This is a genomic window from Natrononativus sp. DTA114, from assembly GCF_059736515.1.
This window is the reverse complement of the sequence record NZ_JCASSN010000006.1, coordinates 170609-185531: the sequence shown is the minus strand read 5'-3', so window position 1 is coordinate 185531 and position 14923 is coordinate 170609. Positions and strand designations below refer to the sequence as shown.

The window sequence follows — 14923 nt, the reverse complement described above, 5'->3', positions numbered from 1 at the left end:
GGGCACCGAACCGCGTATCTTCGAGATAGCGGCGCAAACGTCGTCACCCAGACGGATATCTCTAACCTGAACGCCGGAGATACCTTCGTATTATCGCCTTCTGGCGGTATTGAAGGCTCGAATACGTACTCGATTACGATGGATGCCGACGGCGACCACTGGATCCGGGGCGAGGACAGGAGCCCGAACTATGACTACGAAGACGACAGTTTCCAGGTAACCTACGGCGTCTACACCTCGGGACAGTCGACGACCGAAAACGTTCGCTACGCTGTAAGCGAAATCGCTGCTCGAGACGAGGTCGTAGACCCTGGCTGGTTGGAACTCGGGTCAGATGATGATCAGAGCAACCCGAACAATGAGAGCGGGGTTCTGTTCTGGTTGAAAGATGACATCGACGGAATCGAGGCACGAATCTCCCAGAACACCGAAGGGCACCGAACCGCGTATCTTCGAGATAGCGACGCAAACGTCGTCACCCAGACGGATATCTCTAATCTGAACGCCGGAGATACCTTCGTACTGTCCCCCGCTGGTGGAATCGAAGGCTCGAACACGTACTCGATTACGATCGATGCCGACGGTGACCATTGGCTCCGGGGTGAAGATAGGAGCCCGAACTATGACTACGAGGACGACAGCTTCCAGGTGACCTACGGCGTTTACACCTCGGGACAGTCCACGACCAGAAACGTTCGCTACGCTGTGAACGAGATTCGGGATCTCTAGCCAGCGCCGGTTCGCCACCCTTTCCTTCCCGTCTGGGTACCGAGATTCGGATTGCTCACCTGCCCAGTTCGTCCGCTTTTCATTCCACTCGAACCGATTCGTCCTCGTCGTCGACTCGGCCGGCTAACACTGCTGCCTCACAGCGGGGACGAGGATCTCCATGGACACTGTTAGAAGTTGCGACTGCTCCGCTCAGTGCATATGGAAGTGGAACTCGTATCGGTACTTCGTTTCAGGAACCCTTACTGGGATAAGCTGATACATAGAGAGTCCGACTAATGCGATTGTTTCTGTCATCTAATGGAGATTGTAGAGCAGCTGTGCTGAATACAGAGCGCGAATGTCGCACAAGTCAGAGCGTGATTGACGCAGAGGGTCGAACGCTCAGTACAAGTGCCAAACAAAACAGTGAACGGGGTAGTTCCGGCACCTACATTTATCCCAATATAGAAACCATTCAGTAGTAATTCAGTATGGATTTCAATCAGGTGATGAATATAGGTATAATCACGCTGGGATTGAGTTACTTTCTCTTCTACTTCGAATTGACCCCGCTCATTGTTTCTATCGTGGCTGCCTGTTTGAGCGGAGTACTAATTCTGATAGGAGCGTTCTATACCTTGAAATGACTGATAATCCCTGGACTCTCATTTAGTATTGGACTCCGAAAAGCACCAATTTTCGGATGGAATTGGTGAACTCTCGTGCTTTATCACTATCCACTATCAAAATATCCGAATAAATAAATGCCATAATATAGATGTCACTTCTATGTTTGACTGGATTGGTGGGGGGCTTAACGCATTGATGGTCGTTGTATTGGTAGCTGGTGGGGTATTTTCGTTGTATGTTTCAAGATCGCGAACGGGCGTGGATAAAAGAGTGAATATCCTTTGGGGAATGGCGTTGTTATGCTTCGCTGGCTCAAATTTTATTATTGGACTGAGACAAGGTACCATGGTATCGCTACCATGGCTACCTAGTTTCTTCACTGGCACCGTTTTAGTTGGTTCTGGGTGTATTCTTCTGTACAAACTTTTCACTATACGCCGATGATTGTCTAATGAGGTAAGTATTGTAGGATTATTTATATCCTATAGAAGGTGGTATAGTTGCAGGTTATATACCGGGTAGTCCAGAGAAAACCACGCGAAATAAAGGAGATCGCCTTGCTGCATGCATCCTCTAGGCCTTGTTTGAACGCGTGATTTCACGGGTGTGAGTCCTCGATGGCGCGTTCGATGTTGCGGACGGCGGATTTCATGACAAGTTCACGGAATTGCCCGAACCAGGTTCGCGACCAGAGCGTCTCGCCGTATCTGCGTCGGAGTCCGAAAAACACCGATTCAGCGTTCGAACGCTGGTGATACGCCCGATCCTTGATGAGCAAATTTCTCGCCCACCCCCGCATCCCAGGATCTCGCTGCGGAATCAGCGGTGTGATACTTTCCGCACGCAACCTCGTGCGAAGTTCCTCCCAGTCGTAGCCCTTATCGGCAGCGACAGTCGCTAACTCGTCGAGATTCCGCACTAACACCTGCCAGCCGACTTGCGTATCGTGCGGTTGTTTCATTGAACAGTGTATATCGAGAATCGCACTGGTCTCGCAATCGACAAGCAGCGTCGTCTTCACCGCCTCGAACGTGTAGTCCGTCCGTTTGACGTAGTGCTGGCTGGCCTGGACGCGATCGACACCGGTTGCGTCGATCGCCTGCACATTACCGAGATCATACAGTTCGACGGACTGATCGAGGATCGCTCGCCACCGCTTCATCGGAATCGCCTGCTTTCGCGTACACACCGTCGAGAAGTGTGGCACCGTTTCAGGCGTCAACCCAAGTGATTTGTCACTCTCGGCATCTCGCGGAGGACGTCCATTAGCTTCCGGTACGGATGGCCGAGATACTCTTTGAGCCCCTGAATGGCGAGAATTACCCAGTCAGCATAGCCGTCTTCTCCCGGACGGTAGGCCGGAGCTGGCTGGCCAACGACGGCTTTTTGGGCGAGCGACACAACCCTCTCCGTGAAGCGGGAGGTCTTCGTGTGCACAACGAACCCGACCCGCTTCACTTCCTAGTAGATTTGGTATTTTCCCCGAGCTACTAGCACGGCGATATGAGTTCGATCGGCTCTACACTGCTGAAGTTTGAGCATCTAAACAAGGCCCATCCTCTATATTCAGCAGACTGTTTGTATCAATATTAGAGGGTTTCAACAGAGCCCTCGAGTCGGTGGCGGAACGATCCGTTTCGCTCGCGAAGGGACCGACCGAACGCCTTGAGCGTGTCCGTGAGCCGATCGGACCACTCACCATCGTAGCACATCCGACAGCGCCGATCGAAGCGGATCGGAACCTCGTGTTCGTACTCCTCGCACGCTTTCCACTTGCTGTCGCCACCTCCGAACGAGAACATCGCCGAGACATACCGCGAACGCGTCGTCTTCGTTCACGAGGCGGCCGTTACGAGCGAGATGATCCGGTCGGCGCGGACCTACTGGGATCTCCGCATCGAAACCGACGAGAATGAAGTAGAGCTGATCGAGGCGGTACAACGGTTCGCCGTGACAACGATGAACCGCGAGCAGTTCGGTGACCTCGAGCGCCTCGAGTAAGCGGGTTCCGTCCTCTTCGTGGATACTCGTGGCCGTCCGACAGTCTGTCAGTCGCTGAGGGCTTGCTATTGGAGGTTCTAGGTTTTTCCCGTAGGTGGTGGTCACTTCCGTATGCGAAACATAGACAGGCGAACGTTCGTAAAAGTGAGCGGGTTGAGCATCGTATCCAGCGGCCTCGTGAGCTCCGCCGTCGCTCAGGACGGCGAAGAGCCGGACTACGGCGACTGGTTCGAGGACGTCGACAACTACGAAGAGACCGAAGACCTGACGGGTGAAGACGAGACGACGGTGGACGTTGGGGCCGGCGATCAGGGACTCCAGTTCGACCCGCCCGCGATTCGCATCGACCAGGGAACGACCGTCGTCTGGGAATGGACCGGCGAGGGAGGCGGTCACAACGTCGTTCACGTCCCGGAAGAAGAGGAGGAAGAGGAGATCGAAGGGGCGACCGGCGCGGACGAACCCGCCTTCGAGAGCGAGATCGAAACCGAGGAAGGGGTCACGTTCGAACACGACTTCGAGGACGCTGGAACGTACCTGTACGTCTGTGAGCCCCACGAACAACAGGGAATGAAAGGGGCAGTCGTCGTCGACGAGTGACGAGCCCTGAACGATTTTCTCGAAGCTCCCTCGAGACTGCAGCTACGATTTCGCGTCCGCGAGTAGGTCGGGGCTGTCGAGGTACTTCCGAACCCCTTCGGCGGCTCGGAAGGCCAGCGCACCGACCGTTCCGGTTGGATTGTAGCCGCTGTTGTGGGCGAACGCCGATGCACCGGGGATGAACAGGTTGTGGGCCTCCCAGCACTGGAGGTAGTTGTTCACAACCGAGTCGTCGGGATCGGCGCCCATGATCGCGCCGCCGGTGTTGTGGGTCGACTGGTAGGGCGTGATATCGAAGCTGTCCTCGATGGTCGTGCTAGCGTCGACCGTGTCGGCGCCCATTTCCTCCATGATCTCCTCGAGTCGCGGCCCGACGTACTCGACGAGGTTCCGGTCCTGCTCGCGCCAGTCGAAGGTCATGCGCAATAGCGGGCGGCCGTACTGGTCGGTGTACTCGGGGTCGAGGTCGAGGTAGTTCTCCCGGAAGGGCAGCGACGAGCCCTGACAGGAGATCGAGATCGAACTGTGGTAGTACTTGAGGCTCTGCGCTTTGAACTCCGATCCCCACCCCGGCGTTCCCTCCGGAACCGGGTTGTTGGCGATCGGCCGGTCACCGGTCTGGCTGATGGCGATGTTCCCGCCGTGGAGGAAGTCCAGATCCTCGTGGTCGAAGTTGTCGCCGTTGAAGTCGTCGATCGCCGCGCCCAGCGCCCCGGCGCCCATGTAGAGATTCCACGCTTCGTCGTCGAAGAACCCGCGGGCGCTGGCCTGGAAGTTCTGGTAGCAATAGTTCTTCCCGACGACGCCCTTGCCCGTCTCGGGGTCGTACGGCTCGCCGATCTCCGACAGCAAGAGGAGCCGAACGTTGTTCAGCACGTACGCGGTCAGCGCGACGACATCGGCTGGTTGCTCGTACACCTCGTCGGTTCGCCGGTCGACGTATCGTACGCCTTCGACCCGCTGTTCGTCTTCGTCGTACAACAGTTCCACGACGTCGGCGTGAGTCCGAAGCTCGAAGTTCCCGGTTTCCTGGGCGGCGGGTAAGACTGTGGTGATCGGCGAGGCCTTCGCACCCCACTCGCAGCCGAATCGCTCGCAGTAGCCGCAGTACTCGCAGGCGCCTTGCTGGACGCCGTCCGGGTTCGTGTACGACTCCGTGAGGTTGGCCGACGGCTGGATGAACGGCTCATACCCCAATCCATCGGTCGCGTCCATGAATCGCTCCATGACCGGCGTCGTGAGCATCGGCGGAAGCGGGTAGTCCCGCGAGCGGGGACCCTCGTACGGATTGCCGTCGTCCTGAATCTCGCCCTCGACGTTGCCTGCCTCGCCCGCGATGCCGGCGGTGTACTCGAACTGGTCGAAGTACGGCTCCAGCTCCTCGTAGCTGATCCCCCAGTCCTGTAGTTGCATGTTCTCGGGGATCTTTTCCTCGCCGTACTCGTCGATCGTCCGCGACCGAATTTCGAAGTCGTAGGGAAGGAACCGCCAGGTGACGCCGTTCCAGTGGACGCCCGCCCCGCCTTCGCCAGATCCGGGCAGGAACGCACCGTACCGTCGCATCGGGAGGGCGGGTTCGTCGACGTTGTTTCGGAACGTGATCGTCTCCTTCGAGAGATCCTGCATCAACTTGTACCGGAGGGCGTACCCCAGTTCGTCGTGGACCGTGAAGAAATCGGCCGTCTCCCGCTCGCCGCCGCGCTCTAGACTCACGACCTGATAGTCGTTCTGGGCGAGTTCCTTGGCGATGATCCCGCCGGTCCAGCCGGCACCGATCGTTACCACGTCGACGGGATCGAGTTCTTGGACCATCACCGATCACCTCCGTCGTCCACGGCCTCCTCATCGAGACTCGTCTGAGACTGCTCCCCGTCGGCGTCGCCGCGAGCAGCTTCTGGATCGACGATTTTCGGAAAGTCCGCCTCTGCTGCGTCGTGGACGTGCGAATGCCCCTCCTCGCTCTGTTCGTTAGCCGGCTCTTCGTTCTCACCGTCGATCCCGAGCGATTCGACGTCGTCGGCCAGTTCTCGGAAGTTGTCGTCCTCGAGTTCGATGTACTCGTCTTCCTCGATCAGTCCGCGATAGCTGCCGAGCGCACCGGGCGTGCCCGGGAACCCCTTCAGTCGCCAGCCGACCATCTCGCGGTTGCCGCCGTACATCGGGTCGCAGAACATCCCCTCGAGGGTGTTCTGCCGGACGAGGAGGAAAAACCCGCTCGCGTCGATGTCGCTGTCTTCGAACGTCTCTACCTCCCCCTCCTGCAGTGCAGCGACGATTTCGTCCTGCTGATCCCCGTCGAGTTCCGTGAACGACTCATCGTCGTACTCCTGTTGGGCGTACTCCTCGACTGCGGCGATCCCCTGATCGTACGCTTCGTTCGGCGTGAGTGCGTACTGCCAACCCTGCGTCTCCGAGGGGTTCGTCTCCGCCCACGGGACTTCCGTCTCCTGGTCGACGTCCTCGGGTTCCTCCGGGTCGTCTTCGAACGGATCGGTCGGATTCTTCCCGGCGAACGGCGCCTGCATGTACCACCGCTCTCCTCGTCCCCACGCCGAGTTCATCTGCCGGTCGATGTAGTAGACGACGCCGGCCTCCGGTGCGCCCGGTCCGTTATCGTCCGACGGGTAGAGTCGCGCCGTCAGGTCGTAGACCACCCGCGCCTGCCGGATGGTAAAGTACTCGAGTCCGCCTTCCGCGACCTCGACTTCCTCCATCTGCTCGAGGGGCGTCACGTCGAAGTCCTCGGGTGTGAACCCCTCTGCCGTCCCGGCAATTCCGAAGACGGCTAGCCCGCCGCCGACTTGCATTACCGTTCGTCGAGAGAGGTCGTGGGTGAAGTCGTGTGTTGGTCTGTCACCATTTGACATACAACGAACGGCCTCCAAGCCACTACATCAATATATCCCCTTGTACTTGCCAGCAGGGGGTGCTCTCTCGATGCGCCGTCCTCGGAATTGAACAGAAATCGGCGCTACCGAGTACCATTCGTCAACTGCATCCACTATGCTTATTACCATTAACTGCAACCTATTTACTCGTTCTTCCATACCCGCGTCGATCGTTTCTCAGTCCGTGCCACAGTCGCGCCCTGTATCTCGCAAGCCTCGCTGGATCTATCCAGCAGATGGCAGAAAATGCATGCTGCATACAGAGCATGCACCCGTCACGGCGACTTGCTTTATTTCACCCACTCAACTCTGAATTACCCGAAATAGGAGCGTGCGAATGTCGCACGAAATTCGGCTCGATTTGCGACGGTAGTGATTGGTCAGTACAGAACGCATATTTTGCACGCTGTGGAGTTCTGCCACTACTGCCATCGGTCGGGCGTTCGAACCCGGTGGTTCTGGACTGTATCACAGCATTATACTCTCTGGCACACGTACACCTGCTATCGATGGATACAACTGACGCGGATCTGATTGGAATTCTCTGTGATGACGATCAGCCGGTGTTCACTGCCATCGCTAGATGCCTTAGAGGCGCGGGACATGAGGTTCAGTTCTTCGATCCGCGATCCGAACTTTCTCCGAGTCATATCGACGATCTCGCTCTGCTCGTTAACAAGCAGGTGTTTCCGCACAATCTCCCCGCGCTCAGGTTTGCACGGCGAACGGGGACGCCCCTGTGGAACAACCTCATCGCGACGGTTGCGTTAAGTTCCCGGCTAATCGGACTCCAAGCACTCGAGGCGGTCGGGTTCCGCACTCCCCAAATGACCTTCGAGAAACCCAAATTCGAGTACGTCGCAAAACCCTACTACATCTGGGATGGTGACGTCGAACTGAACGGCGAGGGAGGCTTCTATCAAGAACTGATCGCTACGGACCCTGTCGATTACAAGTACTACGCTGTCGATAATGGAGCGCGAGTCCAGACGGCAGTCAAGCGTGTTACTTCGAAACTCTATGGCCCCAAACGGTTCCTGAATCAGGTGCGCCCCAGACCGATGCTCGCGCGCCGTCTGCGTCGCCTCGTCAACCGGCTCGATCTCCGAGGCGTTGGTGTCGATTTTGTCAAAGATGACGAAGACCAGTTCTGGGCCGTAGACGTCAACCTCGCCGCAGGCTATCGGAATAGTGGATTAGAACCCGCTCTCTGCCAATCGATTCGTGCGAGTCTCCCCACCGATAATCTGTAAGCTACCTCTTCAAGTACCGAAGAGAGAGGGGTGCTGCTGCATCCATGCTCTATACTGATCAGTTAGACGGATTTTTGAACGTACCGCAGCCAGCATCTCGTCGTGGCTTCAACGTGTGAGTCTCGACGGGTTGTCTTTCGACGGATCGCACAACGGTCGTACGTGGAGTGGCCAGCATATGACTCAACGCCGCTGTACAACCGAACCTCTCTTGGCGGATTGAAAGAGGACGTTCGCGTCGTCTCGAAGGCGTGGTTCACCCATGATGAGCACAACTCGGTTGATCAGTTCGTTTGCATGCTTCCACTGGCTTACTTTTGCTTCGATCCTCACGACTGCTATACGGGATCAACACAGTATGAAATGGACACGCTCTTTCGGGTCTTCGTCCTGAAAGAGCTCTACGGGTGGGACCACGAAACAGCACTCGCTGAATACCTCGATCGCCGCCCAGATATCTGCAAGCAATTGGGTCTGGAGACGATCCCGAACCAGTCGACGCTGTGGCGTAGCTGGCACAACCGATTTACTGAAGATCTTCGTGAGATAATCGAGACAGCTGCACGAACGATCCTCATCAAAGCCCAGAATGCAGGCGTCTCAATTCCACGAGAGCCGGACCGGAAGCTCCCTCGCCGTAGTGGTGACACTGAAGAACCGGATCTAGATAACCAGGCCGTACTGGAACAGGCGGAGAAGATCACAGGTCACCTCAGCCGTGTCGTCTACCCCACCTTCTCGCTTGACCGGGGAGAGGGGTGTGCAATCCACGAGAATGCCTACTGGGACCTACAAACCTACCTCGGGCTTCGAGAGAATCTGGCTGCCAATGAGGGGTCTCGCAGCTTCATCTACGAGTCGGCTCGTGAGCGGACGCCGTTAGGTCACGCCCATCGCGAGCATATTCGAACTCTCTCGATACCGGAGATTCGAACAATGTACCGGCAAGCAGTGGGGAGGCTCATAGACGAGGCTGCAGACACAGAGGAGTTCTTCCGAGCTGGTATCGTGGCTATCGACATCACCGAAGATGCTCCGTTCACAGGGGACAGAACGGGCCATGAGGACGAGATCATCGGAACGAAGGAGAACACCGACGAGTACGCATACCAGTGGGCGACAGTACAGCTGGTCGGCAACGCTGTTCCACTTGTGTTGGATGCTCGTCCAGTACAACGAGGCGAGACGCGGAAAGAGATCGTCGAGGATCTCCTGAACTCAGCCCAGGACATGGTTCACATCGATAACGTGCTGATGGACCGGGAATTCGATAGTCAGCATGTACTGGAACTGATCAGCCAACGTGGGCTCTCGTACGTCGTTCCGAAACGAATGCAGACCAGTGAAAAAGCCCAGGCCAAGAGACTCCTTAAACGAAATCAGGACCGATACAAGACCGATCGCAAACTCCATCTAGGCAAGAACGAGTGGCATGAGACGACGTTGATCTACCGGCGGAAAGAAAACGCCGAGCACGATGACCATCGCCAGTATTCGGTGTTCATGTCGAATCGGGATGGGTTCATCACTGAGTATGGCTATCGGTGGGAGATCGAGAGCGGGTACAAATCGATCAAGCGGTTCATGGCTGCGACGACGTCGAAAGATTTCGGGCTGCGGTTCTTTTACTTCGCGTTTGCCTGTCTCCTGTACTCGGTCTGGCGGGCCGTTGATCTGCTCGTGCAAGCCGAATTGACTGAAGAGTACGAGCACGCGCCAATCGTGACGGCTGATAACACGCTGACGCTGCTAAGGAAAGAGACTGGAATCGGGTAGAACGCCCACTCAGTCCGATCGCACGCCGTGTTTCTGAGTGGCAACGCTGGTCCCAGTCTCGGAAGATCGTCGAAGTGGTTCCTGAGCCAACAAAGATTGGTACTTGAGAGGTGATCTGAAGCGGCCCCCTTCACTGATTCGTCCAAATATCTGCATCACAGGCCTGCTAAACACGCTGTAGTCTCAACTGCAGAACTTGTGCAGAAGTTGCGACCGCTGCGCTCAATGCATATGGAATTGGAACTCGTTTCGTCACTTCGTTTCGGCGAGTCTTCACCGGAAGAGCCGATACAGAGAAAGTACTCACCTAACAGCTGATTCACCAAACCTCTACTCGAACGAAACTTCGGAGAAGCTATTGTAGTTCTTCGACCAGTGCAGTCGCTGCTTGGTCAACAAGATCACTGTCAAGACGGCCCTGCCAGAAGTCAATATCCTCGTTGTCAATCGACTGGACAGCCCATGGAACGATCCGACTTTCATCTGGTGTCCCACCACGAGTCCAGCTCGTCTCCGGAATCTCGATCAGGTCGTTCATCCACGATTTCGATGTCAGCGTTAGAGCGATATACTGCTCGCCGTGAAACGGACGTCCCTCGTGGTTCGAGAGAATGAGCCAGGGCCGAGCGTCCTCGTCACTTTTAAACGGATCATCGCCATAGACGACATCGCCCCGCTCAAAGGTCGGTGTCTCTTCGTCGGTCACTGTTTATCTTCGATGCTCGGGTGTGGTGTCTGCGGTGCGTGCTCGCGCCACGCCTCCGCGTCCTCGGTACCGAGTTGGTCGTTGAATAGCTCGGTCGCCCGCTCGTAGCCGCTGTATCCTTCGAGGCGCTCGGCGTCGTCGGTTACCGCCCAGTACGTTGCCTTATGCTCGACGAGGTCGCGGTCCTTTAATCGCGAGAGAGCGGTGCTAACCGCGCCCTCGTCGACGCCAATCTTGGAGGCGATTTCGCGCGCCTTGAACGCTCGGTCCTCGTTGGCAGCAAGAAACCCGAGGACCTGGTCAGGGACAGAAAGGTCCGTGAGGTCGTCCTCGCTCGTGTTCTCAAAGGTATCTCGGTCGATGGACATCGCTGAATGGAGGTACGCCATCCACTGTAAAGAGTGTTAGGAGTGAAAGCTATGAAAATAGTAAAGACAACTCTTCAATAGCCACGAAGCGCTTCGAGAACTGTATGCATTGAGACGGCCGGTCTCAACTTCCCAACTTGTGAATTCGGTATAGCGGCATAGGATTCAAAAGTTAGAGAATCGCACTGTAGGATGCTCGAGAGTTACGAAAACAGCCGAATTATACTTTTTGTTTTCTACTGTGCGTTAGAGCCGTAATGCACAGTGAATTTATGCACCTCGACACTGTACGGTCATCCAACCAGATGCAACCCACCGATTCAGGGCCTACACCCAGGGAAAACGACCTCGAGACCACTATCCAGCGGTTCCTCGAGTCCGGAAACAAATCGGGGAACTACCAAGACGCCCTCGAGCGCGTGCTCACCCACTGGCGGGAGCGCCTCGCCGATCGTGGTGTCACCCGTGTCGAGGACGTCTCGAAACGCACTATGGCGAGCTACGCGCAGTACCTTTCGCGACGCGTCGACGCGGGAAACTCCCGGGAGGTCGACGGCGGGATCTCGGCGGCGACGGCGTGGACGTACTACGACTACGTCTCGGCATTTCTCTCTTACTGCGTTCGATGGGATTACCTCGAGGAGAACCCCGCCCAGAAAGGGATCGCGCTGAACGAGCTCCCACCGCGCCCGAAGAAACAGAGCGGCGACCAGCAATTCTGGTCGGCCGAGGACCGAAAGGCGCTGCTCAGATACGCCGACGAACGCGCACACGAGGCTGTCGACGAGCAGGGACTCGACGCCCTGGAGGAACTCCGCGATCGCGCACTCGTGTACGTGCTCGCGTACTCCGGGGTTCGCGGTGGCGAGGTGCTCTCGGATCCACGCGACGATCGTCGCGACGGTCTCCGGTGGGCCGACGTCGATCTCGAGAACAACCAACTCCAAGTCCTCGGAAAGAACCAGCAGATCGAGGAAGCCCAACTCCCACCACAGGCGCACGGACCGCTCGAGCGCCTGGAGAAGGCGCTTGATCCGCCCTCGAAAGAGTGGCCGGTGTTCGTCACGAGCCACGCGCCGTCGCTGTACGGGGCGCTTCCAGATGACGTCGAGGTCGACGGCGCCGACGTCCTCGAGTTACTCCGGAAACACGGTGTCTCCCCGCCGTCACTTTCGACCAATGGCGGCCGGTCGGTCCTGAAACGACTCTGTGAGAGTGCCGATCTCGACGTCGACGGGGGATATCTGAAGCCCCACGGTGCGCGTCGGGGCGTCGGCGAAGCCATCTACCGTGAACGCGGCGCAGCGGCAGCACAGCGGGCGCTGCGGCACGCCGACCCACGGACGACTTCACAGATGTACGCTCACATCGAAGCGAGTGAGCTCGCCGAAGAAGCTGGCGAGGTCTTTGAGGGTGAATGAATCGCGAGGGTGCTCACTGACACTGTCTCAATCCCGGTCTGGGTCCTCTCTGTCGCAACAGAACCACAGGTATAGCCTCTGAAGCTATGATTTTACAGTTTCAATCCCGTTCTGGGTTTTCTCTCCGCTGCGACGCCGCGATCTCGGAAACGCGAACTCCTTCAACGGGTTTCAATCCCGTTCTGGGTTTTCTCTCCGCTGCGACCGGTCGTGCTCATCATCATGATGGCTGCACTCGTGATGTTTCAATCCCGTTCTGGGTTTTCTCTCCGCTGCGACTAGCGGATCGACGCCGCAATGTCGTCGATCTCGCCGTTTCAATCCCGTTCTGGGTTTTCAGTCCGCCGCGACTACTGTTGCCCCGAGTGTGGGTGTCAGACCTACTAGTTTCAATCCCGTTTTGGGTTTTCTCTTCGCCGCGACGGCCGATCATCGGGAGGACCACGATCTCGTCCCACGGTTTCAATCCCGTTTTGGGTTTTCTCTTCGCCGCGACACTCCGTATTCCGTGAGAGTCTGTATACAATTTTGTTTCAATCCCGTTTTGGGTTTTCTCTTCGCCGCGACAGTGTGATGATCTGGTGAACGAGAGCGTAGAAGATCCGTTTCAATCCCGTTTTGGGTTTTCTCTTCGCCGCGACACTGGGACTTGATCCACGCGGACGTTGACGAGATCTGTTTCAATCCCGTTTTGGGTTTTCTCTTCGCCGCGACCTCTCGTCTTTGTCGTCGTCCGGGCAGGGACAGTCGTGTTTCAATCCCGTTTTGGGTTTTCTCTTCGCCGCGACCCGACTGGGTCGCCGACGTCACCGGCTCCGGGCTGATGTTTCAATCCCGTTTTGGTTTTTCTCTTCGCCGCGACTCGCTTGGCGCGTCTACGCTGACGATCGCTGGTTCGGTTTCAATCCCGTTTTGGGTTTTCTCTTCGCCGCGACTCGCGATCGTCGCGCTCGCCCTCACGTTTCACAAGGTTTCAATCCCGTTTTGGGTTTTCTCTTCGCCGCGACTTAGTCATCGGCCACCCCACAGAACGACTCTAAAGAGTTTCAATCCCGTTTTGGGTTTTCTCTTCGCCGCGACTCCAGGGCGCGCTCGAGTCGATCTACCGTAACGTCGTTTCAATCCCGTTTTGGGTTTTCTCTTCGCCGCGACCCCGGATCCTGCTATGTGCGAAAAGTACAGTACAGAGTTTCAATCCCGTTTTGGGTTTTCTCTTCGCCGCGACATTAGCTCGAAGTATTTGCGCGCTTTATCCTCTAACTGTTTCAATCCCGTTTTGGGTTTTCTCTTCGCCGCGACCGCGTTCGCGAGCACATCCGCGAAGCCCAGCAGCACGTTTCAATCCCGTTTTGGGTTTTCTCTTCGCCGCGACCGCGCCGATGTCGTCTTCGCCATCCGAATCGAACTGTTTCAATCCCGTTTTGGGTTTTCTCTTCGCCGCGACAATCGATCCGAACACCATAGTTACCTACCCCACAGGTTTCAATCCCGTTTTGGGTTTTCTCTTCGCCGCGACACTTCGCTGGAAGAACCGGACTTGCACTTCAACGTGTTTCAATCCCGTTTTGGGTTTTCTCTTCGCCGCGACCATTTGTGCCTGCCCGTCCATCCTGTCCTCGAACATGTTTCAATCCCGTTTTGGGTTTTCTCTTCGCCGCGACCCGGGCGCTCGACGTACAGCGACTGGATCAAGTTCAGTTTCAATCCCGTTTTGGGTTTTCTCTTCGCCGCGACGTCTCGAGGAGTTCGTCGACCAGCTGTGCCTCGCCGAGTTTCAATCCCGTTTTGGGTTTTCTCTTCGCCGCGACAACGGGCAACTACCGGAATCTGTTCGTCACCGGGAGTTTCAATCCCGTTTTGGGTTTTCTCTTCGCCGCGACGCCTGAGATCGCAATGGGCGACATCCCACTGGCCGGGTTTCAATCCCGTTTTGGGTTTTCTCTTCGCCGCGACCCCTCGAGCAGTTCAACCGGCGTGTCGTAGTCGGCGATGTTTCAATCCCGTTTTGGGTTTTCTCTTCGCCGCGACACTCCTCGAGGACGTGGTACGCGACGAGCGCTGCACGTTTCAATCCCGTTTTGGGTTTTCTCTTCGCCGCGACGCTGACGCCGCAACCATCGAAGACTTGGAAGAAATGTTTCAATCCCGTTTTGGGTTTTCTCTTCGCCGCGACTCGATTACATCCAAGATTTCGCTGTCGGCTTTGAAGTTTCAATCCCGTTTTGGGTTTTCTCTTCGCCGCGACAACCGTCCTCGGGACGCCCCGAGATATCGGTGTCCGGTTTCAATCCCGTTTTGGGTTTTCTCTTCGCCGCGACGCGGCCTCGAGCAACGGCCGACAGGGAATCCTGTTTCAATCCCGTTTTGGGTTTTCTCTTCGCCGCGACGAGAGTTGTTCAGCTGTGTCCGCGTCCGTTACCGTCTGTTTCAATCCCGTTTTGGGTTTTCTCTTCGCCGCGACACGACACGTACCGACACGGCTCCACGCTGCGCACCGTTTCAATCCCGTTTTGGGTTTTCTCTTCGCCGCGACTGCCTTTGTGGAGATGCGTGTCTGCCTTTGTGATGA

General features: G+C 56.7%; 10 protein-coding genes, 2 pseudogenes and 1 CRISPR repeat array (1 of these 13 only partly in view). Of the genes and pseudogenes, 6 read left to right on the top strand and 6 right to left on the bottom strand.

Annotated features, from left to right (window positions below):
• Positions 1–729, top strand: a pseudogene (locus AC6I6S_RS19630) (hypothetical protein); the annotation flags it as partial.
• A gap of 1210 nt (positions 730–1939) precedes the next feature.
• On the opposite strand, the pseudogene AC6I6S_RS19625 reads toward AC6I6S_RS19630, so the two are convergent.
• Together AC6I6S_RS19625 and AC6I6S_RS19620 are read right to left on the bottom strand one after the other, a co-directional pair.
• Positions 1940–2799 (bottom strand): annotated as a pseudogene (locus AC6I6S_RS19625) (IS5 family transposase).
• A gap of 131 nt (positions 2800–2930) precedes the next feature.
• The gene (locus AC6I6S_RS19620; protein WP_497952572.1) at positions 2931–3143 is read right to left on the bottom strand and encodes a hypothetical protein; all 213 of its coding nucleotides are present in this window, start codon (positions 3141–3143) and stop codon (positions 2931–2933) included.
• Here AC6I6S_RS19620 and AC6I6S_RS19615 point away from each other — a divergent pair.
• Together AC6I6S_RS19615 and AC6I6S_RS19610 are read left to right on the top strand one after the other, a co-directional pair.
• On the top strand, positions 3115–3342 hold the full coding sequence (locus AC6I6S_RS19615) for a DUF7509 family protein (RefSeq protein ID WP_497952570.1): 228 nt from the start codon (positions 3115–3117) through the stop codon (positions 3340–3342). The genes AC6I6S_RS19620 and AC6I6S_RS19615 overlap by 29 nt on opposite strands.
• 111 nt (positions 3343–3453) lie before the next feature.
• On the top strand, positions 3454–3942 hold the full coding sequence (locus tag AC6I6S_RS19610) for a halocyanin domain-containing protein (RefSeq protein ID WP_497952568.1): 489 nt from the start codon (positions 3454–3456) through the stop codon (positions 3940–3942).
• A gap of 42 nt (positions 3943–3984) precedes the next feature.
• Here the strand turns inward: AC6I6S_RS19610 and AC6I6S_RS19605 are convergent, their stop codons facing one another.
• Both AC6I6S_RS19605 and AC6I6S_RS19600 read right to left on the bottom strand, forming a co-directional pair.
• Positions 3985–5754 (bottom strand): GMC family oxidoreductase, encoded by a 1770-nt coding sequence (locus tag AC6I6S_RS19605; RefSeq protein WP_497952566.1) that lies wholly within the window; start codon positions 5752–5754, stop codon positions 3985–3987.
• Positions 5754–6809 (bottom strand): gluconate 2-dehydrogenase subunit 3 family protein, encoded by a 1056-nt coding sequence (locus AC6I6S_RS19600; protein WP_497952565.1) that lies wholly within the window; start codon positions 6807–6809, stop codon positions 5754–5756. The genes AC6I6S_RS19605 and AC6I6S_RS19600 overlap by 1 nt, the downstream gene beginning before the upstream one ends.
• A gap of 530 nt (positions 6810–7339) precedes the next feature.
• Here AC6I6S_RS19600 and AC6I6S_RS19595 point away from each other — a divergent pair.
• Together AC6I6S_RS19595 and AC6I6S_RS19590 are read left to right on the top strand one after the other, a co-directional pair.
• On the top strand, positions 7340–8083 hold the full coding sequence (locus AC6I6S_RS19595; RefSeq protein WP_497952564.1) for a hypothetical protein: 744 nt from the start codon (positions 7340–7342) through the stop codon (positions 8081–8083).
• 102 nt (positions 8084–8185) lie between these two features.
• Positions 8186–9859: a transposase gene (locus AC6I6S_RS19590; protein WP_497952563.1), complete on the top strand. Its 1674-nt coding sequence runs from the start codon at positions 8186–8188 to the stop codon at positions 9857–9859.
• Positions 9860–10214: 355 nt separating this feature from the next.
• Here AC6I6S_RS19590 and AC6I6S_RS19585 read toward each other — a convergent pair whose 3' ends face one another.
• Together AC6I6S_RS19585 and AC6I6S_RS19580 are read right to left on the bottom strand one after the other, a co-directional pair.
• Positions 10215–10565 (bottom strand): type II toxin-antitoxin system PemK/MazF family toxin, encoded by a 351-nt coding sequence (locus tag AC6I6S_RS19585; protein ID WP_497952562.1) that lies wholly within the window; start codon positions 10563–10565, stop codon positions 10215–10217.
• Entirely contained in the window at positions 10562–10933 is a 372-nt protein-coding gene (locus AC6I6S_RS19580) for a MarR family transcriptional regulator (RefSeq protein WP_497952560.1), read from the bottom strand. The genes AC6I6S_RS19585 and AC6I6S_RS19580 overlap by 4 nt, the downstream gene beginning before the upstream one ends.
• Positions 10934–11190: 257 nt before the next feature.
• Between AC6I6S_RS19580 and AC6I6S_RS19575 the strand changes: the two genes are divergently transcribed.
• A complete protein-coding gene (locus tag AC6I6S_RS19575) occupies positions 11191–12354 on the top strand; it encodes a tyrosine-type recombinase/integrase (protein ID WP_497952558.1) in 1164 nt (387 codons plus the stop codon).
• A gap of 97 nt (positions 12355–12451) precedes the next feature.
• Positions 12452–14923: a CRISPR direct-repeat array (repeat unit 37 nt; unit sequence GTTTCAATCCCGTTTTGGGTTTTCTCTTCGCCGCGAC) (it continues 982 nt past the right edge of the window).